Source organism: Streptomyces atratus (genome assembly GCF_014648655.1).
Lineage (GTDB): Bacteria > Actinomycetota > Actinomycetes > Streptomycetales > Streptomycetaceae > Streptomyces > Streptomyces atratus.
Genome location: NZ_BMRN01000009.1, coordinates 90,347 through 116,115, shown reverse-complemented (window position 1 = coordinate 116,115; position 25,769 = coordinate 90,347). Strand labels below are relative to the sequence as shown.

At 69.9% G+C, this 25,769-nt stretch carries 25 protein-coding genes; 15 read left to right on the top strand and 10 right to left on the bottom strand.

The window, feature by feature from the left end:
- Positions 1-184: 184 nt before the first annotated feature.
- Complete coding sequence (locus IEZ15_RS17625; RefSeq protein WP_308427416.1) at positions 185-1,444, bottom strand: FAD-binding protein; 1,260 nt, start codon at positions 1,442-1,444, stop codon at positions 185-187.
- A 335-nt stretch (positions 1,445-1,779) separates the two neighbouring features.
- On the opposite strand from IEZ15_RS17625, the gene IEZ15_RS17620 reads away from it, so the two are divergent.
- Complete coding sequence (locus IEZ15_RS17620; RefSeq protein WP_189277908.1) at positions 1,780-3,327, top strand: sugar transferase; 1,548 nt, start codon at positions 1,780-1,782, stop codon at positions 3,325-3,327.
- 114 nt (positions 3,328-3,441) lie between these two features.
- On the opposite strand, the gene IEZ15_RS17615 is transcribed toward IEZ15_RS17620, so the two are convergent.
- Complete coding sequence (locus IEZ15_RS17615; protein WP_189277906.1) at positions 3,442-4,425, bottom strand: GDP-L-fucose synthase family protein; 984 nt, start codon at positions 4,423-4,425, stop codon at positions 3,442-3,444.
- Positions 4,426-4,538: 113 nt separating this feature from the next.
- Here IEZ15_RS17615 and gmd point away from each other — a divergent pair, with 113 nt between their 5' ends.
- From gmd to IEZ15_RS17590, 5 genes are read left to right on the top strand one after another with little or no spacing between them, the layout of a single operon-like run.
- Positions 4,539-5,552, top strand: coding sequence for a GDP-mannose 4,6-dehydratase (gene gmd / locus IEZ15_RS17610; RefSeq protein ID WP_114242898.1), 1,014 nt, complete (start codon positions 4,539-4,541; stop codon positions 5,550-5,552).
- Entirely contained in the window at positions 5,549-5,857 is a 309-nt protein-coding gene (locus tag IEZ15_RS17605; RefSeq protein WP_189277904.1) for a hypothetical protein, read from the top strand. Before gmd ends, IEZ15_RS17605 begins: the two co-directional genes overlap by 4 nt.
- The gene (locus IEZ15_RS17600; RefSeq protein ID WP_229845938.1) at positions 5,854-8,115 is read left to right on the top strand and encodes a LamG domain-containing protein; all 2,262 of its coding nucleotides are present in this window, start codon (positions 5,854-5,856) and stop codon (positions 8,113-8,115) included. Before IEZ15_RS17605 ends, IEZ15_RS17600 begins: the two co-directional genes overlap by 4 nt.
- Entirely contained in the window at positions 8,112-8,807 is a 696-nt protein-coding gene (locus IEZ15_RS17595; RefSeq protein WP_189277900.1) for an Rv1352/Rv1906c domain-containing protein, read from the top strand. Before IEZ15_RS17600 ends, IEZ15_RS17595 begins: the two co-directional genes overlap by 4 nt.
- Positions 8,804-9,631 (top strand): glycosyltransferase family 2 protein, encoded by an 828-nt coding sequence (locus IEZ15_RS17590; protein WP_114242902.1) that lies wholly within the window; start codon positions 8,804-8,806, stop codon positions 9,629-9,631. Before IEZ15_RS17595 ends, IEZ15_RS17590 begins: the two co-directional genes overlap by 4 nt.
- A 1-nt stretch (position 9,632) precedes the next feature.
- Here the strand turns inward: IEZ15_RS17590 and IEZ15_RS17585 are convergent, their stop codons facing one another.
- Positions 9,633-10,793 (bottom strand): glycosyltransferase, encoded by a 1,161-nt coding sequence (locus tag IEZ15_RS17585; protein WP_189277898.1) that lies wholly within the window; start codon positions 10,791-10,793, stop codon positions 9,633-9,635.
- A gap of 105 nt (positions 10,794-10,898) precedes the next feature.
- Between IEZ15_RS17585 and IEZ15_RS17580 the strand changes: the two genes are divergently transcribed.
- Complete coding sequence (locus IEZ15_RS17580; protein ID WP_189277890.1) at positions 10,899-12,413, top strand: hypothetical protein; 1,515 nt, start codon at positions 10,899-10,901, stop codon at positions 12,411-12,413.
- On the opposite strand, the gene IEZ15_RS17575 is transcribed toward IEZ15_RS17580, so the two are convergent.
- The 3 genes from IEZ15_RS17575 to IEZ15_RS17565 are packed head-to-tail and all read right to left on the bottom strand — an operon-like array spanning position 12,382 to position 16,573.
- Positions 12,382-13,626 (bottom strand): MATE family efflux transporter, encoded by a 1,245-nt coding sequence (locus IEZ15_RS17575; protein WP_189277888.1) that lies wholly within the window; start codon positions 13,624-13,626, stop codon positions 12,382-12,384. The genes IEZ15_RS17580 and IEZ15_RS17575 overlap by 32 nt on opposite strands.
- On the bottom strand, positions 13,623-15,311 hold the full coding sequence (locus tag IEZ15_RS17570) for a lipopolysaccharide biosynthesis protein (protein WP_189277886.1): 1,689 nt from the start codon (positions 15,309-15,311) through the stop codon (positions 13,623-13,625). The genes IEZ15_RS17575 and IEZ15_RS17570 overlap by 4 nt, the downstream gene beginning before the upstream one ends.
- Positions 15,308-16,573 (bottom strand): glycosyltransferase, encoded by a 1,266-nt coding sequence (locus IEZ15_RS17565; RefSeq protein WP_189277884.1) that lies wholly within the window; start codon positions 16,571-16,573, stop codon positions 15,308-15,310. The genes IEZ15_RS17570 and IEZ15_RS17565 overlap by 4 nt, the downstream gene beginning before the upstream one ends.
- Positions 16,574-16,784: 211 nt before the next feature.
- On the opposite strand from IEZ15_RS17565, the gene IEZ15_RS17560 reads away from it, so the two are divergent.
- Positions 16,785-17,234: an FAD synthase family protein gene (locus IEZ15_RS17560; RefSeq protein WP_114242908.1), complete on the top strand. Its 450-nt coding sequence runs from the start codon at positions 16,785-16,787 to the stop codon at positions 17,232-17,234.
- Here the strand turns inward: IEZ15_RS17560 and IEZ15_RS17555 are convergent.
- Positions 17,200-17,931: a CDP-alcohol phosphatidyltransferase family protein gene (locus IEZ15_RS17555; protein ID WP_189277882.1), complete on the bottom strand. Its 732-nt coding sequence runs from the start codon at positions 17,929-17,931 to the stop codon at positions 17,200-17,202. The two genes, IEZ15_RS17560 and IEZ15_RS17555, sit on opposite strands and share 35 nt — an antisense overlap.
- 173 nt (positions 17,932-18,104) lie before the next feature.
- On the bottom strand, positions 18,105-18,797 hold the full coding sequence (locus tag IEZ15_RS17550) for a ribonuclease H family protein (protein WP_114248809.1): 693 nt from the start codon (positions 18,795-18,797) through the stop codon (positions 18,105-18,107).
- Between the two features lie 132 nt (positions 18,798-18,929).
- Between IEZ15_RS17550 and IEZ15_RS17545 the strand changes: the two genes are divergently transcribed.
- The 7 genes from IEZ15_RS17545 (at position 18,930) to IEZ15_RS17515 (ending at position 24,183) form a co-directional block, all read left to right on the top strand.
- On the top strand, positions 18,930-19,121 hold the full coding sequence (locus IEZ15_RS17545; protein ID WP_157987020.1) for a DUF6381 family protein: 192 nt from the start codon (positions 18,930-18,932) through the stop codon (positions 19,119-19,121).
- Between the two features lie 351 nt (positions 19,122-19,472).
- Positions 19,473-19,679 carry a hypothetical protein gene (locus IEZ15_RS17540; RefSeq protein ID WP_189277880.1) on the top strand — a complete coding sequence of 69 codons (207 nt, stop codon included), beginning with the start codon at positions 19,473-19,475 and terminating at the stop codon, positions 19,677-19,679.
- A gap of 86 nt (positions 19,680-19,765) precedes the next feature.
- A complete protein-coding gene (locus tag IEZ15_RS17535; protein WP_189277878.1) occupies positions 19,766-20,836 on the top strand; it encodes a LacI family DNA-binding transcriptional regulator in 1,071 nt (356 codons plus the stop codon).
- 174 nt (positions 20,837-21,010) lie between these two features.
- Positions 21,011-21,691: a GntR family transcriptional regulator gene (locus tag IEZ15_RS17530; protein WP_189277876.1), complete on the top strand. Its 681-nt coding sequence runs from the start codon at positions 21,011-21,013 to the stop codon at positions 21,689-21,691.
- Positions 21,692-21,802: 111 nt separating this feature from the next.
- Entirely contained in the window at positions 21,803-21,970 is a 168-nt protein-coding gene (locus IEZ15_RS17525) for a hypothetical protein (protein ID WP_189277875.1), read from the top strand.
- Positions 21,971-22,141: 171 nt separating this feature from the next.
- Positions 22,142-22,399 carry a hypothetical protein gene (locus IEZ15_RS17520; protein WP_189277873.1) on the top strand — a complete coding sequence of 86 codons (258 nt, stop codon included), beginning with the start codon at positions 22,142-22,144 and terminating at the stop codon, positions 22,397-22,399.
- Between the two features lie 53 nt (positions 22,400-22,452).
- Positions 22,453-24,183 (top strand): serine/threonine-protein kinase, encoded by a 1,731-nt coding sequence (locus tag IEZ15_RS17515; RefSeq protein WP_189277871.1) that lies wholly within the window; start codon positions 22,453-22,455, stop codon positions 24,181-24,183.
- A 12-nt stretch (positions 24,184-24,195) separates the two neighbouring features.
- Here the strand turns inward: IEZ15_RS17515 and IEZ15_RS17510 are convergent, their stop codons facing one another.
- Both IEZ15_RS17510 and IEZ15_RS17505 read right to left on the bottom strand, forming a co-directional pair.
- Complete coding sequence (locus tag IEZ15_RS17510) at positions 24,196-24,825, bottom strand: hypothetical protein (protein ID WP_189277869.1); 630 nt, start codon at positions 24,823-24,825, stop codon at positions 24,196-24,198.
- Positions 24,825-25,532 (bottom strand): hypothetical protein, encoded by a 708-nt coding sequence (locus tag IEZ15_RS17505; protein ID WP_229845937.1) that lies wholly within the window; start codon positions 25,530-25,532, stop codon positions 24,825-24,827. Before IEZ15_RS17505 ends, IEZ15_RS17510 begins: the two co-directional genes overlap by 1 nt.
- Positions 25,533-25,769 lie beyond the last annotated feature (237 nt).

Sequence of the window (25,769 nt, the reverse complement as noted above, 5' to 3'; positions counted from 1 at the left end):
CAAGGGCCGGATCCGCATCGCCATGCGGGCGACGCGGTGGGCGTGCTCGTGGTCACTCCGCTGCTCGGTGGAGCATCTGGCGCCGGGAAGTGTGGCCCCCTTCCGGCCGGCCCCGACCGGGAAAGACCTCGACAGCCTCTGGCCTCGCTCCCCCGGGCGGCCGGGACACCGCTGCACAGGCCCCTCAACGGAGGAAGTGGCGCGCCAGGAAGTCGTTCCGGAATTTGCCCTCCGGGTCGAACCGGGCCGCCAGCCGCTCAAAATCGGCGTACTTCCCGTACAGCGTGCGCAGTGTCCCGGGCGTGGTGGTGAACACCTTTCCCCAGTGCGGCCGCGCACCGAACGGTGCCAGAGCCTCCTCGATCGCCCCGAGCACCGGTGTGACAGCGGCCGTGTCCGGTACCCAGGTGAAGTGGAAGGCCACCGAGTCCCTGCCGCCCGCCGGGCTCAGCCACAGATCGTCGCGGGCGACGGTGCGGATCTCGGTGATCTGCAGCAGCGGGGCGATCCGCTCCCGGAGCCGGCCCAGTGCCGCGTACGCGGCAGGCGCGTCCTGCCGGGCCACGAAGTACTCCGACTGCAGTTCGTCCCCATTGCTGGGGGTGAACTCCAGACGGAAGTGCGGAAGGCGCCGGTGCCACGGTCCGGCAACGCCCTGCTGGCGGGTGCAGTTCTCGGCCGGCATCCCGGCGATCGGATGGCGCGGCCCGTCCGCGAGCCGCGCGCCGAACCACTCCTCGGGCGCCCGCTGCGGCCCCTCGGAACCCACCCGCTGCTTGAGCCACACCTGATTGAGCGGCCCCTCACGCCAGTCGGTGAAGACACTGACGCTGTACGCGGCCGACATCACCTCGTCGAAACTGCTCGTGAGCCGGGCCTCCTGCAGATCCTCGTAGACCCACTGCTGTACCTCGAAGGCGGGCACCACGTCCAGCGTCAGCGCGGTCACCACGCCCAGCGCGCCCATGGCCACCACGGCTCCGGGAAAATCCGCGTCGCCACGCCTCAGTGACACGTTCCGGCCGTCGGCCGTGACCATGTCCAGCGCCCGGACGGCCCCCGCAATGGAACCGTTACCGACTCCCGAACCGTGGGTTCCGGTCGCGCAGGCCCCGGCGACCGAGATGTGCGGCAGCGAACCGAGGTTGTGCAGGGCGTACCCGTTCTCGTGCAGGACGTCGGCGAACTCCCCCAAGCGCAGCCCCGCGGCGACGGTGACCGCCCCTGCCTCCCGGTCGATCTCGACCCTGCGGGGCAGCCCGGCCACCGACACCAGATCGCCGCGGGTGTCGGCGACGGTGTTGAAGGAGTGCCGGGTGCCGAGCGCGTGCAGCGCGGCCGAGGCGGACACCGTCTCCCGCAGCTCGGCCTCGGAACGGGGCATACTCAGCCGCCGCGCCCCGAACGTGATGTTTCCGGCCCAGTTCTTCTCCGCGGGAGTCACCGCACGTCCCCACTTCCGGTCATGGCCGGGTGCCGTGATCCCGACGGTGCATCCTCCCAGACAAACCTGTTGGTAAGGCCATACAACTGGTGACGTACATGTCCGCACACCATCCGATTCCGGCACCTTCCAAATGCGAACAGTCGCCCACAGACCGAGAGATCCAGCCCGGAACGGGACGAGTTCCGAGCCAGTGCGCATGTCTGAACTTCACTGGAACTCCAGCGAAATGGCACGTGTGTGGATATCGTGCAGCCAGCGAGGGCGCATCCGTCAGTCCATGGGATCGGCGGATGCGTCCCGTTTATGGCGATGCAACTGTGACTGGGGGGTTCATGGGGCATGTCGAGCTACCCGATTCGGACAGAACAGGACCTGTGGGACTGGCAGGGGCGCCTCCTCCACGGACTGCTTCAAATCGGCCTCGCAACAAGGAACTCAACGATCTACGGAGGGCGCCGACCGTACAGCGCGAACGTTCAGGACCGGCCGCGACGAAGAGAAGGACGGGCCGGTGTCTGCCGGTCGTCATCGGGGCCGAACTTGTCGGCCTGGGGATTCCGGCATGGCTCGTGCTGGGGGCCGGAGGGCAGTCGCGGGCCGCGGTCGCCGCGGCCGTGGCCGCGCTTGCGTGGTCGGGTGTGCGGGCCGCGCGCGGCCGGTACGCGGACCGGCCTCCGGGCGATCCGCCCGGGGTGCTGAGCACGACAGGCGACTGGCTGCTGCTCATCGGCGTACTCGCCGTGCTGAGGACCATGACCGGCGATTCGGCCGATCCTGCGACGGCGGTCGTGGCCCTGCTGCCCGGCCTGCTCGTGGGCATTGCCATATGGGGGGTGCGGCGGCTGCCCTGGCCGGGGTGGCAGCAGCGGGCGGTCCGGCGGGTACTCGTGGTCGGTGAGGCTCCGGGTGTGGAACGCGCGGTGCAGCTGCTCGGTTCCCGTGCGGACCATCCGTACTCGGTCGTGGCCGCCATACCGGTGGGGACCACGCCGCTGGAGTGCGAGGTCCAGGTGCCGGGCCGGCTCGCACCGGCACCGGCCGACGACGATGCGTCGACCGTACTGGGCGGAGCCTTCGCCCATGACGCGGACCTGGCTCTGGTGGTACCCGGGCCGCAGCTCTCCGAGGAGCGGCTGCGCCGGCTCTCCTGGGGCCTGCACGACGGCGGGCTCCCGCTGTCCGTGCTGTCGGAACTCTCGGGCATCGCGGCCGGCCGGGTACGGCCCTCCGCGGCGGCCGGGCTGACCCTGTTGCACATCGCACCGCCGCTGCGCCGGGGACCACAGATGGTCCTGAAGGCCGTGGTGGACCGTACCGGCGCCGCACTCGGTCTGCTGGTTCTGGCACCCCTGCTGCTCCTGATCGGGGCGGCGGTGCGGCTCGGCTCGAACGGGCCGGTCTTCCACCGCCAGATCCGCCACGGGCAGCACAACCGGCCGTTCACGATGTGGAAGTTCCGGACGATGGTGGTGGACGCCGAGAGCCACAGGGCGCAGCTGGCCATGGCGAACGAGAACGACGGCCCGATGTTCAAGATGCGTCGCGACCCCCGGGTGACCGGGATCGGCCGTCTGCTGCGCCGGACATCTCTCGACGAGCTGCCGCAACTGCTCAATGTGCTCCGGGGCGACATGTCGCTGGTCGGTCCGCGGCCTCCACTGCCGGATGAGGTGTCCCGCTACGACGAGCGCGAGCTCCGGAGGCTCGCGGTCAGGCCGGGGCTGACCGGTCTGTGGCAGGTCAGTGGGCGCTCGGACCTGTCCTGGCAGGAGACCGTCTCGCTCGACCTGTGGTACGTCGACAACTGGTCGGTGGCCACGGACATGGGACTCATGGCCCGTACGCTGCGCGCCGTCACCGACGGCCGCGGGGCGTACTGAGTGCGGCGGCCGTCGATGCGAAGAGTGCGAAACCTCCGGCCGTGCGGGGCCGGAGGGACGGGCGGCCGTCGCGTTGCGGCGGCCGGCCCGTGCCGGTCGGCCCGTCGGGTCCGCTCAGACCTGTGCGGTCTGCCGCTCCAGCCACCATGCGTAGGTACGGGCGATCCCGTCGCGCAGTGGAATCTGCGGTGCGAAGCCGAGGGAGGTGAGCCGGGAGACGTCGAGCAGCTTACGCGGGGTGCCGTCGGGCTTCGATGTGTCCCATTCGACACGACCCTGGTACTCCGTCACATCCCCTACAATGTCGGCGAGTTCATGGATCGTCAGGTCCTCACCGCAGCCGACGTTGACGGGCTCGTCACCGTCGTAGCGCTCCAGCAGCAGGAGGCACGCGGCGGCCAGATCGTCGACGTGCAGGAATTCGCGGCGCGGGCTGCCGGAGCCCCAGAGCGTGACCACGGGCGAGCCGTCGCGTCCCGCCTCGTGGAAGCGGCGGATCAGCGCGGGCAGTACGTGCGAGGTCTCCAGGTCGAAGTTGTCGCCCGGACCGTAGAGGTTGGTGGGCATGGCACTGATGTACGAGGCGCCGAACTGCCGGCGGTAGGACTGGGTCTGCACGATTCCGGCGATCTTGGCCAGTGCGTATGCCTCGTTCGTCGGCTCCAACGGGCCTGTGAGCAGGGAGCTTTCGGGGATCGGCTGCGGGGCGCGCTTGGGGTAGATGCAGGACGAGCCGAGGAAGAGCAGCCGCTCGGCCCCGGCGGCATGTGCTCCGGCGATGACGCTCAGCTGGATGCGCAGATTGTCTTCGAGGAACTGCACCGGATACGTGTTGTTGGCCATGATCCCGCCGACCTTGGCGGCGGCCAGCACCACTGCGTCCGGACGGACCTCGCGGAGAAACGCCTCGGTCCGCGCGGCGTCGCGCAGATCGAGGTGATCCCGATCGCGGGTGATCACCTCGTGTCCGGACGCGATGAGGCGGCGTACCACCGCCGAACCGACCAGACCGCGGTGGCCCGCGACGAATATGCGGGCGCCGGGTCGTAGGAGGGGGCGGACGGATTCCTGGGGAGGGCCGAGGGGATCAGTCGTCATGGCTCGGATTGTGCCAGCAGCCGCGGGCCGCGGTGACGTTTTGCCGCAGATCACTCAATTCCGATATTTCGGTGAGAACCAACAGCCTTTCAGGCGAACACAGAGGGGGAGTCGTGGCGAAGACCGCGCTCATCACCGGCGTGACCGGACAGGACGGTTCGTACCTGTCCGAGCTGCTGCTCGAAAAGGGGTACACGGTCCATGGACTGATACGCCGCTCGTCGAGCTTCAACACCGAGCGGATCGACCACATCTACCAGGGGCCGGAGGAAGAGAACCGTTCGTTCGTCCTGCATCACGCCGACCTCGCCGACGGGGTCGCGCTGGTGAATCTGCTGCGCGACATCCGGCCGGACGAGGTCTACAACCTGGGTGCGCAGTCGCACGTCCGCGTCTCGTTCGACGCTCCGCTGTACACCGGTGACATCACCGGCCTCGGCACCATCCGGCTGCTGGAGGCCGTCCGCGCGAGCGGTATCGACACCCGTATCTATCAGGCGTCCTCGTCGGAGATGTTCGGCGCCACCCCTCCGCCGCAGAACGAGAAGACCCCCTTCCATCCGCGGAGCCCGTACAGCGTCGCCAAGGTCTATTCGTACTGGGCGACCGTCAACTACCGTGAGGCGTACGGGATGTTCGCGGTCAACGGGATTCTCTTCAACCACGAGTCCCCGCGCCGCGGCGAGACGTTCGTGACCCGGAAGATCACTCGTGGGGTGGCCAGGATCAGGGCAGGTCTGCAGACACACCTCCACCTGGGCAATCTCGATGCCGTGCGCGACTGGGGCTACGCCCCCGAGTACGTCGACGCGATGTGGCGCATGCTGCAGTGCGACAACCCGGACGACTATGTGGTGGCCACCGGCGAGGGTGTCAGCGTCCGGCAGTTCCTGGAGTACGCCTTCGCACACGCCGGCCTGGACTGGCGGGAGCACGTCCGCTACGACGCCAAGTACGAGCGCCCCAGCGAGGTCGACGCGCTGATCGGTGATGCAGCCAAGGCCGAGGAACTGCTCGGCTGGAAACCGGCCGTGAAATCGCGGGAGCTCGCCAGGATCATGGTCGAGGCGGACATCCGTCAGCTGTCCGACCAACTCGCCGGAGCGGCTGTGCGGGTGGACCGATGAGAGATCCGGGCACATCCGACAGCCGCACCGCCCTGCCGGTCACCTGTGTGTGGACCGGTTCGGCAATCACCCACAGCACCCGGCCGTCGCACCCCACGACCGTGCCGGGGACCAATACGGGCACGACCTCGCTCTCCACCGGCTGCCCGGTGGTCCCGAGGGCGTCCGTACCGGTCCGGGCCCCGGGCCCGGACCACTCACTCGCCCATGCCGGCAGCGGGACGGACATTTTCCGCCGCCGGTCGGACGAGGCAGGAACCGCGGCCCTGCGGCCGCAGCTCGTTCTCACCTTCGGAGCTGAATGATGAACGGAAGTACGGGGCGCAGACCCATCGGACGCGGCAGGGCACGTGCCGCGGCCGCCGCGCTCTGCCTGCTCGCCGGAGCCCTGACCGCCGCCGCGTCCGGGGGCTCCCCGGCCGCGGCCCTCACACCGCCGGTCTCCCTGACCGCGGACGACCTCACCACCTGGCAGACCAACGGCATCGTCTGGTCGATGGCCGCGTCGGACGCCGGTGTCGTGTACACCGGCGGGACCTTCTCCACCGTCCGGCCGCCGGACGCGGCCGCCGGAACCTCCGAACAGCCCGCGGTGAACTTCGCCGCGTTCGATGCGGCGACCGGTGCACCGACCGGCTGCAGTCTGTCGTTCACGCTCTCGTCGGGGACAGCGACCGTACGGGCCCTCGCACTCTCCCCCGATCAGAAGACCCTTTACGTCGGCGGGCAGTTCGGGGCGGTGAGCGGGGTCGGAGTGAGTAATATCGCCGCGATCGACACCGCGACCTGCACCCCGCGCCAAGGCTTCAAGGTCTCCGTCTCCGCGACGGTACGGGCGCTGGCCGTCACGGCCGACACCGTCTATCTGGGCGGTGACTTCAACACAGTGGCGGGGCAGACCCGGAACAAGTTCGCCGCGGTCACCACGGGCGCCGCGCTGAAGCCGTGGACGGCCAATACCGACGAGGTGGGCCGGGCCGTCGAGCTGACGCCCGATCAGAAACACGTGCTGATCGGCGGTGACTTCTTCACCGTCAACGGCACCGCCTCGCACGCACTGGCCGTCGTGGACGCCACCACCGGAGCCGTCGCCAAGAGCTACCCGGCCGGCTTCATTCCGAACACCTCCACGGTGCAGGACCTGACCACGGACGCCACCGGCTTCTACACCGCCAACGAGGGCACCGGAGGCGGTGTCTTCGACGGCCGGATCGCGCTGAACCTCGGCAACTTCGAGCAGCGCTGGCGGGACACCTGCCTGGGCGCCACCCAGGCCGTCCTCGTGCACAACGGCGTTCTGTACAGCGGCAGTCACGCGCACGACTGCGCCAGCATGGGTGAGTTCCCGGACCAGCCGCGCAAGCATCTGCTGGCCCAGTCCGTCGACGACCCGAAGCTGCTCCCCTGGTTCCCGGACACCAACGACGGCATCGGGGAGCCGGTCGGACCGCGAGTGATGGCGCAGACCGACAAGGGCGGCCATCACTATCTGTGGGTGGGCGGCGAATTCACCACCGTCAACGGCTCCGCGCAGCAGGGCCTCACCCGGTTCGCCGACGGCCCCGACACCGGGGCGCCGTGGGTGCCGAACGTCAGCCTGTCCACCGTTGCCGCGGGCGAGGTCGAGGTCAATTGGCAGACGAGCTTCGACGCCGACGACGGTGAGCTCACCTACCGGATCTACAAGGACGGTGCGAGTACCCCGGTGTACACCACGACGGGGTACTCGCTGTTCTGGGACCGGCCACAGCTGAGGTGGACCGATACGGACGTGGCCGCGGGTGAGACCCACTCGTACCGGATCAGTGCGAGCGACGGCACCAACACCAGTGCCAAGTCGCCCGCCCTGTCCGCCACCGTGGCGTCAACCGCCCAGAAGTACCCCGCCAAGGTGCTGGCGGACGGTGCTTCGCTGTACTGGCGGTACGACGAAGGCACCTCGACCTTCGCCGCAGACACCGGCAGCGGGCTGGACAACGGATTCCTGCGCAACTCCCCCGCCTACCGGCAGACTCCGGCCGCTGTGGCGGGTGCTTCGACGGCGATCGGCTTCAACGGTTCGAACCAGTACGCGTACAGCAACAAGCGTCATGCGCAGCCCACCAGGTTCTCGGTGGAGACATGGATCAAGACGACGACCACGAGGGGAGGGAAGATCATCGGCTTCGGCAATGTGACCATGCAGAACAGCACCCAGTTCGACAAGCACGTGTACATGCGCAATGACGGGCGGCTGATCTTCGGGGTCTACAGCGGCGGTGCCAGGACCGTCACGACACCCGCGGCCTACAACGACGGTGCCTGGCACCATGTCGTCGCCACGCAGGGCACCGGAGGCATGGCTCTGTACGTGGACGGACAGCTCCGCGCCTCGAACGCCCTGTACACCGCCAATCAGAACTACAGCGGCTACTGGCGGGTCGGCGGGGACAATCTGAACAACTGGCCGAACCAGCCGACGAGCAGCTTCTTCGCCGGGCAGATCGACGAGACCGCCGTCTACCCGACCGCGCTGAGCGGCTCGCAGGTCAGCGCCCACTACGCCCTGAGGACGGGTGGATGAGGTATCCGTTCCCGGCCGGCGCCGCCGTCGTCGTACTGACGGCGGCGCTGGCCGCCTGCAGCTCGTCCTCCGACGGGCACAAGGCGGCGAGCGATGGAAGGCCATCGGCCACCCGGACCCCTGTCACGGCTCCGTCGGCAGGTCCCGGCGCCGTCTCGCCCAGTGACCCTTCGGCTCCGCGGACGAGCGAACCACCGAAGCTGCCCACCGATGAACTCACCCCGGCCACCGGCTCCTTCAGCAAGAAGCAGAAGGAGTATCTGGTCGACCGCGTGCCCAGGGGCATGGACCCGGCGGCCGTGCTACAGACCGGTCAGGAGACCTGCGACAAGCTGACGTACCTCGTGAAGGTCGACCGGGACACGGCGGTCGGCGCGATCGTGACGGGCGAGATCGCCGATGCGAAACCCGCCGTCGAGCACCTCTGCACCCAGCACGAAGAGCTGGTGCGGGAGGCTTCGCAGGGGTACGCGGACGGTACGTACAAGGACGAGCAGATCCGGCCCGGGCGCTATCACGACGTCACTCCCACCAAGAACTGCACCTGGCAGATCACCGGGGCGAACGGCAAGAACCTGGTGTCGGGCTCCTCCGCCTCCGGGAAGCGGGCCGAGATCACCGTCCCGGAGGCGGCCCGCGCGTTCACCTCCACAGGCTGCTACGCCTGGCTGCCCGAAGGAGACCATGGATGAGCAAGCTGCCGATAGCCGTGGCGATCCCCACGAAGAACGAGGGGCTGAACATCGCCGAGGCGGTGAATTCGGTGCTCGGCCACTTCGAAGCGGTCGTCGTCGTCGACTCGCACAGCACGGACGACACGGCGAAGATCGCCGAGGAGTGCGGGGCCGAGGTGATCACGTACACCTGGGACGGCGGCCATCCGCGAAAGAAGCAGTGGTGCCTGGACCATGTCCGCACGGACCTGGACTGGATTCTGCTGCTCGACGGGGACGAGCGGCTCAGCCCCGGTCTGCTGGCAGAACTGCGCCAGATCTTCGCCGATCCCGGCGCGCCGAAACCCGCGGCGTACGACATACCGCTGGGTTACTGGTTCTCCGGGAAGCGGCTGCGGCACGGCTACACCATCCGCAAGCGGTCACTGACCGACCGCACCCGCTGCCGGTACCCGGAGGTCGGGGATCTCGAAGCGCCGGGCATCGGTGAGGTCGAGGGCCACTACCAGCCGGTCGCCGAGTCGGCCGGCTCGCTCCGCAATCCGATCGAGCACCAGGATCTCGACCCGGTCACCGCCTGGTTCGAGCGGCACAACCGCTACTCGGACTGGGAGGCGTGGCTGGAGCACCACCCCGAGGTCAAGGAGCAGGTGCGGAGGGTGAAGTCGCGCCAGGGGCAGCTTTTCCACAAGGCGCCCTTCAAGCCCCTGGTGTCGTTCGCGTACATGTATGTGTACCGGCGGGGATTCCTCGACGGGCGGGCGGGCTTCGACTTCGCGCTGGCGATGAGTTTCTACCGCTGGCAGATCGCGCTCAAGTCCCGTGAGGGGAAGACCGTTTGAATCAGCGGCCCTTCCGGCGGACCACGTCCTCGTAGGTCCGCCGGAGGGTCCGGGTCACGACCTCGATGGTGAACTGCTCATTGACCAGGTCCCAAGCGGCCTTTCCCGCCCGGGCGTTGGCCTCGGGTTCGAGGAGTTCCAGTATCGCCCCGGCGACCTTGAGCGCGTTCTTCCCGTCCTCGCCGACCCGGCTGTCGATCACCCGGCCCGCCCCGGCCCGCGCGACATCGGGGCCGAGGCCACAGGTGCGGGTGATGACCACGGGGGTACCGACCGACATCGCTTCGAGGACGGATACGCCCAGGGGTTCCTCGATCGACGGCAGTACGTACACATCGGCCTGCCGCCCCGCCGCGAGGACCTCTTCGTGGTCGAGCGCTCCCACATGGTCGAGGGAGTCCATCACCTCGAGTCTGCGGGCGAGTTCGAGCGTCGCGGGCAGCGCTCCGGTGTCGGGGCCGGCCAGTACGAACCGGGCGTCCGGGTGCTCGGCCAGGACCGTCGGCATCGCGGCGACGAAGTCTTCCGGGCGCTTGCGCTCCTGGATCCGGGCCAGGAAGAGGACCGTCGGCGGCCGCCCCGACTCCCTGGCCGGCCCCAGCTCCTGCGGCCGTACTCCATTGACCAGCCGTACGGTGCGGGTCAACGGCACCGGTGCGGCAACAGCGTTCACATCGAGGCGTTCCCTCTCGGTCAGGTGCAGCACGGCGTCGGCGTCCCGCAGCACCTTGCGCACCCCCAGCAGGTCGGTCAGCTGGGCAACCCGCTTCTCGGTCGGGTCCACCATGCCATGGGTCTGGACGACCAGGGGTGTGCGGGAGGCCAGCGCGAGCAGTGCGACGGGCAGCGTCACCAGGTCGCGCATGAGATGGACATGGACGAGATCGGCGCCGCGCATCATGCGACGGGCGGCGAGCAGGAGCGCACCGGAGGTGATTCCGCTGACCTCGAACATGGGGAGCAGATGGCGGGCCCGGAAGAGATGGACCGGCACTCCCTCGACCTCGCGCGGCAGCCGGCCTTCGAAGCCGTCACCCAGCGCCATGATGCGGGCGTCGTCGCCCCCGGCCCGCTGGACCTTCGACAGGTTGAGCGCCACCCTTGTCGGGCCGCCGAACGCATGGTCCGGGGTGTGCAGTGTGACGACGTGCAGGATCTTCACCAGGGTTCCCCTCAACCTCGGCCGACCTTTTACAGACTAGTCATCCAAACCCCCCAAGTGGGCTGATTCGTTAGAGTGTTCACAGGTCCACGGAACGGGGAGCAGATGACGTCCGTGCACGAGGCGGCGTCGTCCGCACCCGTACCGGAGCACGGCCCGCGAGACCCGGTCCAGCCGCCGGCGAAGCCCATGTCGTGGGCGATGCTGTCGCGGGCCCTGGCCGTGCCTCTCATCCTCGGCCTGGTGTGCTTCCTGCCCGCGGTGATCGCGGCGCAGCCGGGGACGGGCGTCCGGGACACCGCGTACTGGCTGCAGTTGGTACTGACGTGTTACGCGGGAGCCCGGCTCGCCACGATGATCCTGTCCACGCGGCGGCGTCTGCTGCAGGGCGTGTTCTGGATGTTCGTGTACATCGCGATGGGGGTGGCCCCGTTCGCCCAGACGGTCATCGGGCAGACCCCCACCCCGATGGTGGGACCGCGGTCGGATCTGATGACGGCCATCGCGCTGATCCTGGTGGGGTGCGCCGCGTTCGACCTCGGGGCGCTGCTGGCGTCCCGGCGTCCGCTGCGCCGCCGGGTCACCGCACACGCCGGAAGCGGTCCGGCCACCGCGCACCGGATGCGGCTCAGGCTGCTGGTGGTGCTGGCCTTCGCGGCGAGCGGCTACTACATCCTGAAGCTCGGCGGGCCCGCGATCTTCTTCACCAGCCGCCAGGAGATCAGCGCCTCGGTCGCGGTCAGCGGGGTTGCGTCGAGCCAGTCCAACGTGGGATCGGCCTTCCTCAAGGGCTTCGGTACGGTACCCGCGCTGCTGGGGCTGCTCTTCTGCACCCGCCGCCTGGTGACCTCGCGCAGGGCCCGGCGTTCCCCCTCGACGGTTCTGGTCTGGTGCGCGCTGGCAATCCTCAACGTTGTCGTCAACAACCCGATATCCAATGCCCGTTACTGGTTCCTGACCGTACTGGTCTCGCTCCTGTTCACCGCGTTCCCGAGCAGCGCGGCGATGTACCGGTCGGTGCTGGCCATGGGGGTGGTCGGGGCGCTGGTGCTGTTTCCGTACGCGGACCGGTTCCGCTACGACAGCGCCGGGTACCGGCCGGTGGATTCGTCGTCGGTCTTCGAGCCGCTGGCCACCAAGGACTACGACCAGACGGTGATGTTCGCCAACACCATTACCTGGGTCGACACCCGCGGCCACACCTATGGGCGTCAGCTGGCGGGCTCCGCCCTCTTCTTCGTGCCCCGGTCGGTGTGGAGCGGCAAGCCGGAGGACACGGGGGTCCGCGTCGGCCAGTGGATGGGGATGAACATGACCAACCTGTCGGCGCCGCTGTGGACCGAGCTGTGGGTCGACTTCGGTGCTCCGGGCATGGTCGGCGGTCTCGCACTGATCGGGTACGTCGCCGCACGCACCGACCGGCGATACGCGCGGGCGGTGTCCCGGGACGGCCCGGGCCCCGGCAGTGTTCTGGCCATCGCCGCGCCGTTGATCGCCGGGTACACCTTCATTCTGTTGCGCGGACCGCTGTTGCAGTCCGTCGGGAAACTGGCGATCGCGGCGCTCTGTCTGCTGCTGATCACAAGCTTCAGGAGCTGGAGCGGACAGCGCTCGCACTGACGGGCACCTGTTCCACCGCGGTGCGGCGCCTGAGCCGGGCCACCCGGGTCCAGGTGGCCACCGCCTTGCAGACGGATCCCAGGCACAGGCCCCAGGCCGCGCCCGGCACCCCGCCGAGCACATAGCCGCCGGTGAGGAAGGCGACGGCGGCGAGCGAGAAGACCACCTGGATGGAGAGAGTGGTACGGGGGTCGAGCATCCGGAGCGCCAGCAGCCCGCAGGTGCCGACAGCCATCGCCGCGTACTGGCTGCCCGTTGCCGGGAGCAGGGCGGCGGCCGTGGGCCAGGTGTCGCCGAGCAGATGGCGGCCGATTCCGTCGGGCAGCAGGGCGAGTGCGGTGGCCCAGGCGGCGGCTGTGACGGCCAGGACCGCGGCGAGCGTCGCTGTGGCACGTATCCTGCGCCGTTCGGAGGCGAGCCGTCCGAGCAGTGGCGGGCCGAAGCCGGTTGCCGAGGTGAACAGCACGTTCAGCGGCCCGAAGACAGTGGTGGCACCGCGCAGGGCGCCCACCACGAGTGGATTGCCGACCATGCCGAGCCCGAGCACGGAGAGCTGGCTGGTGGCGTTTCCCACCCCGAACTCCACCACGAAGCGTCGTCCCAGATGCCCTCTCCGCAGCAGGACCTTGAGCCGCAGGGGCGTACCGGCCACTCTGCGGTGCAGCAGGGCGGCCGACAGCAGGAGAGCGGGCAGCGCGGACAGCCCCCAGACGCTGACGAGCCGGGCCGCCGCGGCACCGTACGGCTGTACGGCCAGCGCGCCCAGCACACAGACCAGTCTGAGTACATCGCCCGCCAGCGCCAGGTGCGGCAGGTGCAGGGTGGAGAAGGCGTAACGCATGGTGTCCTGTCCCAGCACCACCGGCAGGACGAGCCCCAGCATCATCAGGGCATGTGCGGTGGCTCCCGGCAGCGTCAGGCAGACGGTGGCGAGCAGGGCGCCGAGCGCGGCCGCGGTGAGCAGGGTGAAGGCGACCGCCGACCGGCACGCGCCGCGCACCTCGTCGCTCTCGCCGCGCCGCAGCACCAGCGGCTGCCCGGTGTAGGCGCCGGATACCCCCAGCAGCACGGTGAAGACGAGGTAGACCGCCGAGAAGCGGGCGAAGTCGGCCACCGTGGAGAGCCGGGCGGCGGCCACCAGTACCAGGATGTTGGTGAGCGCCGCCACGCCCTGGTCCGCGACCGAGCAGACGATCGCGGTCCGTGCCTTCATCTGTGTCCCGCGGTGGGATCGAAGGTGCGCAGGCCGAGCGTCTCGGCCGGGTCGCCGGTGTGCTCCCGGCCGCCGCGGCCACCGTCGTCCCGGCCGGTAGCGGAGCCGGACCGGCCGCCCCCCGTGCGGCGCCGGCCGGCCTTCTTGCGGGCCCGGCGCTCGTAGCGGCTCCGGCCGGGGTGCAACAGGGCGCCGAGCACGGAGCCTCCGGCCGCCCCGATGATCTCGCGGATCCGCTCCAGGTCGCTGCGGTGCACCTCGCGCGGGTCGCAGACCACCACGACACCCTCCACCCGGTCGATCAGTGCGACGGCATCCGCGTACGAGAGCACGGGCGGGGCCAGCACGATGACGACGGCGCCCGGCCGGTCGCCCTCGGCGACGATCCGTCCGACGGGCGCGGAGGTCAGGGCACGCGGGACGTTGTCCGTGCGCCGGCCCGCTATCAGGGTGAAGGCGCCCGACCCGGGTACGTCCACATTCATCCGGCTGTCCGACGGCCAGGCCCGTTCGCTCCCCGATGCCCAGCGCGGCCCGGCGCCCTGCACGGCCGGGCCGAGGTCCCTGGCCAGTGAGGGGGTGCGCAGATCGGCCTCGACCAGGAGTACGTCACGTCCCATCTCGGCGAAGGCCGCGGCCAGGTTGACCGCGGCGGCGGCCGCCGCGGCGTTGTCCCCGCGCGGGGCCGTGACCAGGAGTCTGCGGCGCTGGGCGAACGACGGGTCGTAGGCGAGCCGGAAGGCGACCGCCCGGTACTCCTCGGCGAGTCGGCTACCGCTCCGCCCGATGGCGAGCAGCGCGCCCGCGGATGCCCGTTCCCTGGGCAGGGTGCCGAGCAGCGGCGCGCCGAGCGAACGGACCAGCTCCCGGGTGGAGCGCACGGCCGGGTCGAAGACCAGGCGTACCCACGAAAGGAGCAGGCCGAGCGCGAGGCCGACGACACCGCCGAGTCCGAGCAACAGGGGCAGCCCCGCACCGGTGGGGTCCGTGGGCGCGACGGGCTTCTTCGTCAGATAGCCGGGCGTGGTGTCCAGGGCCCGCAACTCCGAGATCTTCCTGCTCAGTTCGGAGATCGAGACCACGAGGTTGGCCCGCGCGCTGGTCACGTCGTTGCTCGTCCCGGCCTGCTCCGCCAGCTCATCGCGCTGTTCGGTGAGGGGCTTCAGCTGGGCGCGGTAGCCGTCGACCATGTTGGCGATGCTGTCCTCGGTGCGCTGTCTGCGGATCTCCAGATAGGCGTCGGCGAGCGCCTCGGCCCGCGCCTTCGCCAGCGCGGGGGTGCGGCCGGTGTAGGAGAAGCGGAGCACGAGCGTGTTCGGCGGGTTCGTGACCTGGAGACCGGACAGCAGGGTCCCGACCTCCACCCGGTCGCCCTGCCTGGCCAGGGAGCCGACGGCCAGGGTGCCCACGGTGTCGCTGACGGCGGTCTGCCGCTCGGAGCCGATGTTGATGCCCTTGTCGGCGGAGGCGCCCGCGGCGAAGGGGTCCGAGACGGCGGAGCGTACGACCACCTCGCCCGTCGATGTGTAGTTCTCCTCGCCGCTCAGGGCGAGCCAGCCGCCGCCGAGGAGTCCGAGGACGACGCCGGAGGCGAGCAGTGCGCGGTAGCGCAGGAGCTGACGGAACTGATCCCTCAGCAGTGCGGGTTCGTCCTGGTCCTCCAGGGCGCGGAACGGCTGGGTCATCGGCGTGGTCTCCCTTGTGCGTCCGCGAGGACCTCGGTGAGCAGAGCGTCGAAGCGGGCCAGGCCCGCCTCCCGGCTCAGGTGACGTGCGACGTACTGCGGTCCGTTGGCGCCGATCCGGTCCGCTTCGGCCGGCGCTTCGAAGAGCTTGCGTACGGCTGACAGCAGCGCGGCGGGATCCTCCGGTGCGACGAGGATCCCGGCGCCGGACCGGTGGACCTCCTGGGCGGTGCCTCCCCCGTCGGCGACCGAAGCGACGACAGGGCGGCCCGAGACGAAGTACGAGGTGAGTTTGGACGGGACGCTCATGTCGAGCACGGATGCCCGCTGGGTCACCGCCAGCACATCGGCGGCAGCGAGAATGTCCGTGAACTCGTCCGCGCCGGCCGGCGGCAGGAAGTCGAGATTGCGCAGGCCCGTCGCACGCCCCAGCAGCGCCGCGCGCTGATTCCCGTCCCCCATCAGTACGAAACGTATCTCCGGTGCCAGCCGGGCCGCGTCGATCAGGACCTCCAGGCCCTGTTTGAGTCCCATGTTCCCGGAGTGCAGGACCACGGGAGCGCCCTCGCTCCAGCCGAGTCTTGCCCGGGTCCCCGCACGGTCTGCCGAAGGCGCCTGCACATGCGACCAGTTGGGAACGATACGGATACGCCCCGGGTCCACGCCGTACTCGGTGACACGCGGGACGAAACTCTCGTGGATGACTCCGACGAGGGCGGCGCCGCGCAGCGCGTAACGTTCGGCCGCCGAGGCGACGGCTGCCGCCCGGCCCCCGCCCCGGATACCGCTCTGTGCGGCGGCGGCGCCCATCAGATCCTGCACGACCGGTATGTGCGGGACTCGGTGGCGGCCCGCCAGCCGGGCCCCGATGACACCGCCCGCAAGGCTCGGCATCTGGGAGATCACCGCGTCCGGCGGACGCGAAACGGGCGGCGACAGCAGACCGTGCCCGAGCACCGTGGCCTCGAACGCCGCTCTGCGCAGGGCCGTCTGGCGCGGCGGCACATAGTGTCTTCGCCGGTGGACGGTGACCCCGGCCCGCTTCTCGGCGACCCGCCACACGCCCCGGTACTCCGCTTCGGTACGCCAGGACGGATAGTGCGGCATGCCGGTCAGTACATGGGTCTCTGCCCCGGACGCGGCCCAGTGCTCGGCGAGCTGCGCGGCGTACGGACCGATGCCCGTCAGCTCCGGTGCGTAGTTGGTCGAGACGACCAGCAGAGTGCGGTCTTCGAACGGCTTGTGACGATCGGCATCGGACATGGACGCTCGCCCTTCCCCCCGGACATTCTGTGTTCCCCCCAAGGAACAGCCCCAAAAGTGAGCTTATCCGTTCACGAGATGCGCAAGTGGTCTTCACAGTAAGGTCGTTGCACCATCAACACCGATACCGATATCCCGCAGCACCGGATGCCATGTCCGGACAACTGCCGCTGGACACGGACATCACGTTCACCGTGGGGGGAGAGAACGGATGGTGCACAGGGTCGGCTACGCGCCGGGGGTCTACGACCTCTTCCACATAGGACACCTCAACATCCTGCGGCATGCCCGCAGCCAGTGCGACTACCTCGTCGCGGGCGTCGTCTCGGACGAGATGGCCGCACTCGCCAAAGGCCACAAACCGGTGATTCCGCTGCCGGAACGGCTGGAGATCGTACGCAGTGTCCGCTACGTGGACGCTGCGTTCGTCGAGACCGTGCCCGACAAGGTCGAGACCTGGCAGCAGGTCAGGTTCGACGTCATCTTCAAGGGGGACGACTGGCGGGACACCGAGAAGGGCAAGCGGCTGGAGCGCGACTTCGCCGAGGTCGGCGTCGAGGTGGTCTACTTCCCGTACACCGTGCACACGTCCAGCACCCAGCTGCGCCGGGCGCTGGACACGCTCGTCAGTCCGCAGTCCGGAGCGCTGTCAGCTCCCTGAACCACTTGGCGAGGAACGCCACCAGGAACAGTGCGTGCACGACGGCGAGCACCGCATAGCCGATGCGGAACGCGGTCCGGTCGCCGAGCAGCAGGAACACCAGACAGAACACCCCGTAGTCGGCAGGCAGCAGTGCCACGGCCCGCACCCGGGACACCGGGGCCGCGGCACCGCTGCCCGCCGTGGGCAAGGCGGCCGCCTTCCCCAGCTGTTCGCGCAGCAGCCCGGCGCAGAAGGTCAGCACGGCGGTGAACAGGAAGCCCAGCGGCAGGAGCAGCCAGCCCTCGGCCGGCAGATCGAAAAACCGCTGGAACGAGATCAGCACGGCGGTGTGTACGAGGATCATCTTGGCGCAGTCGACGACATGGTCCAGCCACTCGCCGTCCGGACCTCCCCTGCCGGTCAGCCTGGCCAGCTGCCCGTCGGCCGAATCGAAGGCGAAGCCGATGACGAGCCCCGCGTACACCGCGACCGCGAGCCCCCAGGACGGCCGGACGAGAGCCACCGAGGCGATGGCGGTGAAGGTGAATGCCGCGCTGATCAAAGTGACTTGATTGGGTGTCAGTCCGATGCGGTATGCACCTGCCGCGAACACCCGTCCGGCCGGGCGGTTCACGTACCGCGAGTACAGCGACACCCCCTTGGCCGTCTTCTGTGCGCCGCGCAACTCGCGCAGAACCGTTCCCGTGCTTCCCATACGCCCCCCAGCGTGTCGCCGTTGCCGGCGGCATCGGCAGAGCACTGCGGACGCTGCCGTCGGAGCCGCATCATGGCACGCGGGCCTCATTTCGCGTGGCCACTCGCCCGCTCCGGCCGGCGCTCCGCCTCCGTCGGGCCCGCACCGGGTGCGCAGGCCCGACCGACCGTGCCTCAGGCGGGCGCGGTGCGGCACTCCGGGTGGCCCCAGCCGTTCGGGTTCTTGGCGATCATCTCCTGTGCCGCGTAAGGTTTTCCGCAGTGGCAGCGGCCCGCGAACTTGGCCCGGATGGTTCCACCCAAGCGTGCGGAGCGTGCCGCGCCCCCTGCCTTCTTCGCCGGGGCACTCCTGCCCCGCCCCTCGGTCGCCCGGGCCGGAGCGGGCGTCGGCAGCTGCGAGCCGTGCGCGGTACCGGCCGGCCGCTGCGCCACAGCAGCCTCGCTGGCCGCCTGGTCGGCGAGGGCGTTGAGCGGATCTCCGTCCACCTGATGGGCGGGCACATAGACGAAGTCCACGGTCCGGCCGGTCAGCAGGGCGTCGATGCGGGACACCAGGTCACGGTTGGCCACCGGCTTTCCGGCCGAGGTCTTCCAGCCGTTGCGCTTCCATCCCGGCAGCCACTTCGTCACCGCGTTCATCGCGTACTGCGAATCCATCCGTACTTCGATCGCCACGGACGGATCCGTGGACTCCAACAGCTCCTGCAGTGCCGTGAGTTCGGCGACATTGTTGGTGGCGGTTCCCAGCGGACCCGCTTCCCAGCGCTCCGGTCGCCCCTGCGCATCGGCCACGACCCACGCCCAGGCCGCAGGCCCCGGATTGCCCTTCGATGCCCCGTCACACGCGGCGATGATGCTCTCGTTCATGCCCTCGATCATGCCAGCGCCACACCACCCCCACGGCACATCGTAACGCTGAGTGACGATTCGAGGTGCGGTGAACCGGCGACGCTGGTTCTCTGATGGAGCAAGCTCTTCCCAACCGCACAAGGAGCGATGATGAGCGTTGCACGTGAATCCGGTGACCGTGCGCAGCAGCTGCGCGAGAAGGCCCGGCACATGACCGAGGCCGCTGAGCGCACCACCGACCCTGAGCAGCGCCGGCGGCTCCAGGAGAAGGCCCAGAAGCTGCAGGAGCAGAGTGACCAGCAGGGCACCAAGGGCAGCGAGAAAGTCCGCCCGCCGAAGTAGTACCTGCGTCACGTAGCACCTGTGTCACGTAGTACCTGTGTCACGCAGTACCTGCCTCAGAGAAACGGCCGGCGTCTTGCTGCCCTTCCATGAGTGAGTGGCAAGCCGTCGGCCGCTCGGCCCCCGATACCCCGGCACATCGGCAACGAACCGATCGGTTTCTCGTTCCTATGCCGTTTCAGTACGGGTGTCTGTTCGCCTTGTTCACCCAGGCCTCGTAGGACGTTGCCCCCAGCTCGGGGTGGAGCTGTTCGAGAGTGCCGCTCCGCCGACCCGGGGGTTTCGCGAAGTCTTCGTACTGGAAGACATCGTCAAAGCCGATCTCCTGAGTCGCCTTCCAGTCGCAGCCCCGTGTGGTTCGCCGAGCCGGGGACTGCCCCCGAAGCGGACGCACGTGCGGTCGCCGTTGCCGACATCGCGCACCGCGGTATCGACGAACTCTCCGGGCTGCGCGCCCGCGGCACACGGGCGAAGTTGTACGCCTTCCGCGGTGATGCCGTCCACCGCTGTCCGGCCACGATGCCGCCGACCGCGCCGGGTAGATGGAGCACGGACTGACCGAGGGGCGGCAGGACGTTCCCGGTGCCGGGTTTCCTATTGCGTGCGCAATGGGAAAACGCTTTCAGTGCAGCTATCGTAGCCCTATGCAGAGCCAGGTCAAGCGACGTTCCGCCCGTCCCCGCCCGCCGTCCGCCGTGACGCTCCAGCAGGTCGCGCAGGTCGCCGGGGTCTCGCTCGCCACGGCTTCGCGTGTCCTCAGCGACAGCAACCGCAACGTCACCCAGGAGCTGCAGGAGCGCGTCCTGGAGGCGGCCGCCCGGCTCCGCTATGTGTCCAACGCGCCGGCCCGCGCGCTCGTGCAGTCCACGACGTCCATCGTCGGTCTGATCGTGCACGATGTGAACGACGCCTACTACTCCGCCATCGCGGCCGGCGTCATGGAGGTCGCCCGCGACCACAAGCTCCTCGTGATGCTGGCCGGCACCTTCCATGAGCCCGGACTCCAGGCAGAGTACGTTGCACGGCTGCGGGCTCAGCGGGCCCGCGCCGTCGTCCTCGCCGGCTCGGGCTTCACCGGCGGGAGCCCCGCGCTCACCCAGGAGCTGGAGGCGTTCGCGGCGCAGGGCGGCCGGGTGACCGCGGTCGCGCACCAGGATCTTCCGGTGGACACGATCGTGCCGGGAAACCGCGAGGGCGGCCGGGCGGTCGCCGAGCATCTCGCCCAGCTGGGGCACACGGAGATCGGCATCATCTGCGGACCGCTGGCGCTGGTCTCCGTGCAGGACCGGCTGCACGGCTTCCTGGAGCGGGCGGCCGAACTGGGCATCTCCGTTCAGGAGCGCCATCGCGTCGAGGCCGACTTCACCCGGGACGGCGGGCGGGCCGCTGCGGTGCGGTTGTTCCGCAGGTCGCCGGGGATCACCGCGCTCTTCGCACTCAATGACGCCATGGCGCTCGGGGCGCTCGCGGCGCTCCGTGACGACCTCGGGCGAAGCGTGCCCGCCGATGTCTCCGTCGTCGGCTTCGACGATCTTCCGGTGGCCTGCGACGTCACACCCGCGTTGACCACGGTGCGGCTGCCGCTAGAAGAGATCGGCCGCCGGGCGCTGCTGCTGGCCCTCGGCGACGCGACGGCTTCGCCGCGCACGCTCGCCGTGCCGTCGCGACTGGTGGTGCGTGCCAGCACGGCACCGCCACCCCGCCCGACCGGCTGAGGCCCTCGTCCGGACCACTGGATTGACGATTGACGCATTGAATCGACAACTCCCCTGCTTAGCGCACTGAGTTGCCGATCGGTTCGCTGCAACCCCCTTGAAATAATGCGTTAACCGCCACCACGCTGTGATCAACGCCGATTGACGCGTCAAATCCGAGAGGGTGGCGGCTGGATGGGTACGTCCGGACCCAAGTACCAGCGCATCAAGGATGAGTTGCGGGCCGAGGTGGCACGTGACGAGTACGTGGCCGGCGCTCCGTTCATCACTCAGAACCAGCTGCACGAGCGCTTCGGGGTCAGTTCCACCACCGCCGTCCGGGCACTCAACGACCTTGTCGCGGAAGGATTGTTGGTACGCCGCCGGGGTCTGGGTACCTTTGTCGCCGATCCTTCGGACCGGACCGCGGAACCCGCCTCGGCCCACAGATCCGGTGTGGTCGCCTGCATCATCAGCGGCCAGGGGCCGTACCAGTCCGAAGTGCTGCGCGGGGTCGATTCCGGCTGTTCGGAGCGCGGGCTGCGGCTGTTCTTCTCGGACTCCGCGGTCCGGATGACCGACACGGCGCACGCCGATCACGCCGCTTCCCTCGCCCGCCAGGACCAGGCGCTGCACCAGGCCGTCGAGGACCGGGTCGACGGCATCATCCTCTACCCCGTCCGGGGCGCGCCCGATCTCGACGTGCTGAACGAGACCGCTGGCACCAGCTGCGGGCCCTCGCCCGGAGCCGGTATCTGCCCAGCACCTTCGACAGCGACATCACCCTGGTCGACTGGGAGCGCACTTTACCGAGGTGCTGGAAAACGCTTACCAACCTCGGTGGCTCACGCCCTCGGCCTGGGCGGCCCCCTGTGACTGTGTCTCCCCATCGTGTACTGCTCGTCGGCGCGGGCAACATCGCCCGCGCCGTCCATATGCCGACGTTCCTCGAACTTCCCTCGGACTTCACAGTGGTCGGCGCCGTCGATGCCGATCCCCACCGCGGCCCGCGCCTTCGCCGCCGACTTCGCGCTCCCCTACCACTCCACCGATCTCGCTGAGGCCAACCATGTGACACCGGCCCGGCTGGAGAAGCTCCTGGCCCTGGCCGACGGGATGTCACTGCCCTGCGTGGGCTTCGACGAGCTCCCGTGAACCACCACCGCGCCGCACACATTTCATTCAGAGGGGCCCTTCACTCATGCATGAGGACCGCACACTGACCGAGGAACGGCTCGGCCGCGCCCTGCGCGAGCGCATCCGCCCCGCTGTCCATCCCCGTACGGCACCCCTTGACTTCGAGGTCTGGCACGCCTCCGCGAACCGGTGCCCTTCGCCGAGGCGGTGGCCGCCCCCTACGAGCCCGGCGCCATCGGCGAGGACTGGGGGCCTGCCTGGGGCACAAGCTGGTTCCGGCTGACCGGCCGCGTCCCGGCCGACTGGGCGGGTGAGACCGTCGAAGCGGTGATCGACCTCGGTTTCGCCCGGGACCGGCCGGGGTTCTCCGCGGAGGCGCCGGCCCACCGGCCGGACGGCAGCGTGGGGATCGTGACGCTGCGGCTCACGCCGAGCGAAGACGCGTGAGGGGTACGGGGTGGCTGCGCACCGCTGCGGACCCGCCCAGTACCCTCCTTTCCATGAACGCCGGGGGGCCTGTGCGCCGAGTGATCGACGACCGTTTCGAGCTGGTGAACCGGCTCGGCAGTGGCGGTATGGGCATGGTGTGGCGAGCCCATGACCTGGCTCTGCATCGCGATGTGGCGCTCAAGGAAGTACGGCCTCCGGACCCCGCGCTCGCCGAGAACGATCCGGAGGCGGCCCGGCTGCTGCGGGCGCGGGTGCTGCGCGAGGCCCGTGCGCTGGCCCGGCTCGACCACCCTGGCGTCGTCACGGTCCACCACATCGTGGACGGCGGCGAGCACACGTACCCGTGGATAGTGATGGAGCTGGTGCCCGGCGCCTCGCTCGCGGAACGCCTCGCCGAGGGCACCCTCACCCCCGTCGAGGCCGCCGACCTCGGACGCGGAGTGCTGTCCGCGTTGCGCGCCGCCCACGCCGCCGGTATCCACCACCGCGACGTGAAACCGGCCAACGTACTGCTGCGGGCCGACGGCCGTCCGGTGCTCACGGACTTCGGCATCGCCGCGATCCGTGAGTCCACGAGCCTGACGGCGACCGGCTCCATCATCGGTTCCCCCGACTACATGGCGCCCGAGCGGATTCGCGGCGAGGAGGGCGATCCGTCGTCGGACCTGTGGTCGCTCGGCATGATGCTGTACGTCGCTGTGGAGGGCCGGCATCCGCTGCGCAAGGCCACCACGCTGGCGACGCTGGCGGCCGTGCTGAACGAGGAGATACCCCCGCCCCGGCAGGCCGGTCCGCTGACTCCCGTACTGAACGCGCTGCTGACCCGGGACACGGCCGCGAGGCCCGGGGCCGAGGAACTGGACCGGATGCTGGCGTCGGTGAGCGCGCCGGTCGGGGCGCCTCGGCAGAGCCCGGCGGCCCCGCAGGACTCCGTACCGCCCGGCCAGGAAACGCCCACACGGCAGGACGCGGTGCCGCCCGGCCACGGCCCGGCCGGCCCGACCACCGTCCTGCCCACCGCCCCCGTCCGGCGCCCGGCCACCGCGCCCGAGACCGGTCGTCGGCCCGTCGCCGCGCCCGCGCGGCCCGAGCCCGCGACGCTGGGGACGCACGAGATCCGCCGCCGGGTCCGGCGGGGCCGCGCCATCACGACGGCCACCGCCCTCACGGGGACCGCCCTGACCGGTGTCCTCGTGTGGTCGCTGCTGCCCGCCCCGGACACGAACGCTTCCGGCGGCACGCCGCCCGTTTCGGACCGCACCTCCAGCAGCCCGTCGGCCACCGGGACAAAGAAGGCGAAGGAGACGGAGACGGCGAACGAGGCGAAGACCAAGGACCTGCTGACGCCGACCGGGGCACGGTCCGTCATCGCCGCGCTCAAGCCGGTGATGGGCGGCAGCCGGGTCACCTCGTTCTCGCTGTACGAGGAGCACGCGCGCGTCGAGGCCCCGGTCAGGACCGACAAGGGCCTGTACGACGTCTACGAGTACCGGGACGGCGAGGCCACCCGCGAACGAGCGGGCGGCACCCTCATGCCGGGCGCCAAGGCGGTGGACCTCGACAAGTTCGCCTGGGACGCCCTCCCGGGGCTGATACGCCGGGCGGACAAGGAACTCGGTGTCACCGAACCCACCAGCCACTACGTGGACATCGATCCGGCATCCCCGTTCGACGACTACCAGCCGACCCTCAGCGTCTATGTCTCGGACGAGTACGGCGGCGCCTATCTGCGGGCCGACATCAACGGCAAGGTGCTCAAGAAGTATCCGCGCAACGGCTGAACCGGGCGCGGGTCAGCCGAGCAGCCGCACCAGCACCAGCAGCACCGCCGCGAGGGCCACGCCCATCACCAGCGTCCAGAAACCGGCCGGGAACCCGCCGACGCGCTCCTTGACCTCGGCCGGCGGGGAGACGCTGTTCGCGCGGGCCAGCCATTCGCGCGGCGGGTTGCCGGGGATGACGACCCGCCAGGGCTGCTCGGGGTCGTACTCGACGACGGCCCTGGACCGGTGCAGCAGGCCCTGCAGGTCGAGGGGGTGAATGACCTGGACCCGGTACGCGGGGAGCTCGTCGGGCATCACGGTCAGGTCGAAGGCGAACACGGACTCCACCGACCGCCCGTCGAGGACCGGCCGGCCGGTCCTCTTGTCCACGGTCTTCACTCCGTTGACCACGGCGGGCGCGAAGGCCCGCGGCCCGCCGGAGCGCAGCCCCGACATCGCGATGTCCGTCCGCAACGGCTCGGCCACATCACCGAGAATCGTCAGGACCAGGACCGTCGCGGGGATGCCGGCCAGCAGCAGCCAGCGGGGGCCGTCCATGGCGCCCTGGATCAGCGCGGCGAAGGAGAGTCCGATACAGAGGGCGGCCACCAGCCTGAGCGAGGAGAAGAGCCTGCGCAGTGACGATATCGATCGGTTCATCAGCGGCGCAGCAGCTTTCGGTGGGGAACCGCGACCCGGGTTCGGGCGGGGTCGCCGGGGCGGTCGGTGTCGTACACGGCGAGGACGTCTCGTCGCAGGGCGCTGCGTTCCACGACGGCCGGGACCTCGTGGCGCACCCCGGCCTTGTCCTCGAACACCACGGTGACCTCGCCGTACCTGCGACCCACCGGCCGCCACCCCTCGAGCACCGCATCGGCCGTGGTGTAGCGGCGGGAGAGCCTGCGCAGCCCCGCGGTGCGACGCAGGCTCACCGCGGCACCCCACCAGGCGGCGAGGCAGCCCACGCCTGCGGCGGACCACAGGAAGGTGAGCCAGTCGGAGACGGAGAACCGGCCGACCGGGAAGAAGATGTGGAAGTCGGTGACGGTGCCGTACTCGACCCGGCCGTCCGCCACCGCGTCGTACCAGCCGGCGGCACAGGCGACCGCGGAGAGTGCGATCATCGCGCCGGGCACCGCGCGGTGCAGGAACCGGGCGGAGAGCAGACCGAGGGCGGCGGCGCAGAGCATTCCGGCGAACGGGGCCACGGCCGCGAACTGGTCGCTCGCGCAGCCGCCGGTACCGTCGCAGCTCCATTGCACTGTGGACGCCTCGTAACTGGCGATGTGCCACATCATCCAGACCTGCCACACCATCAGCGCGCAGGCGATGACCCGCATCGCCTGTGCGTAGGCTCTCTGCCGCACTGTCCGCCCTCGTCCTTGCCACGTCCCGGGGGCATGACGTGCCCCGGCGGACCATATACGTGCTGTCCACACTCTGTCCGTGATCCACAACACTCGGCCGGACCGCACCAGGGCTCAGTCGGCCCTCTCCAGCGCCTTCGTGCCCGGCCGGTGCCGTAGACGCCCAGGAGCTCCGCCTCGGCCCGGGGCCGGAGCGGAGCTCCCTCGGCAGAGCCGGCGAGATCACCGCGCTCCACG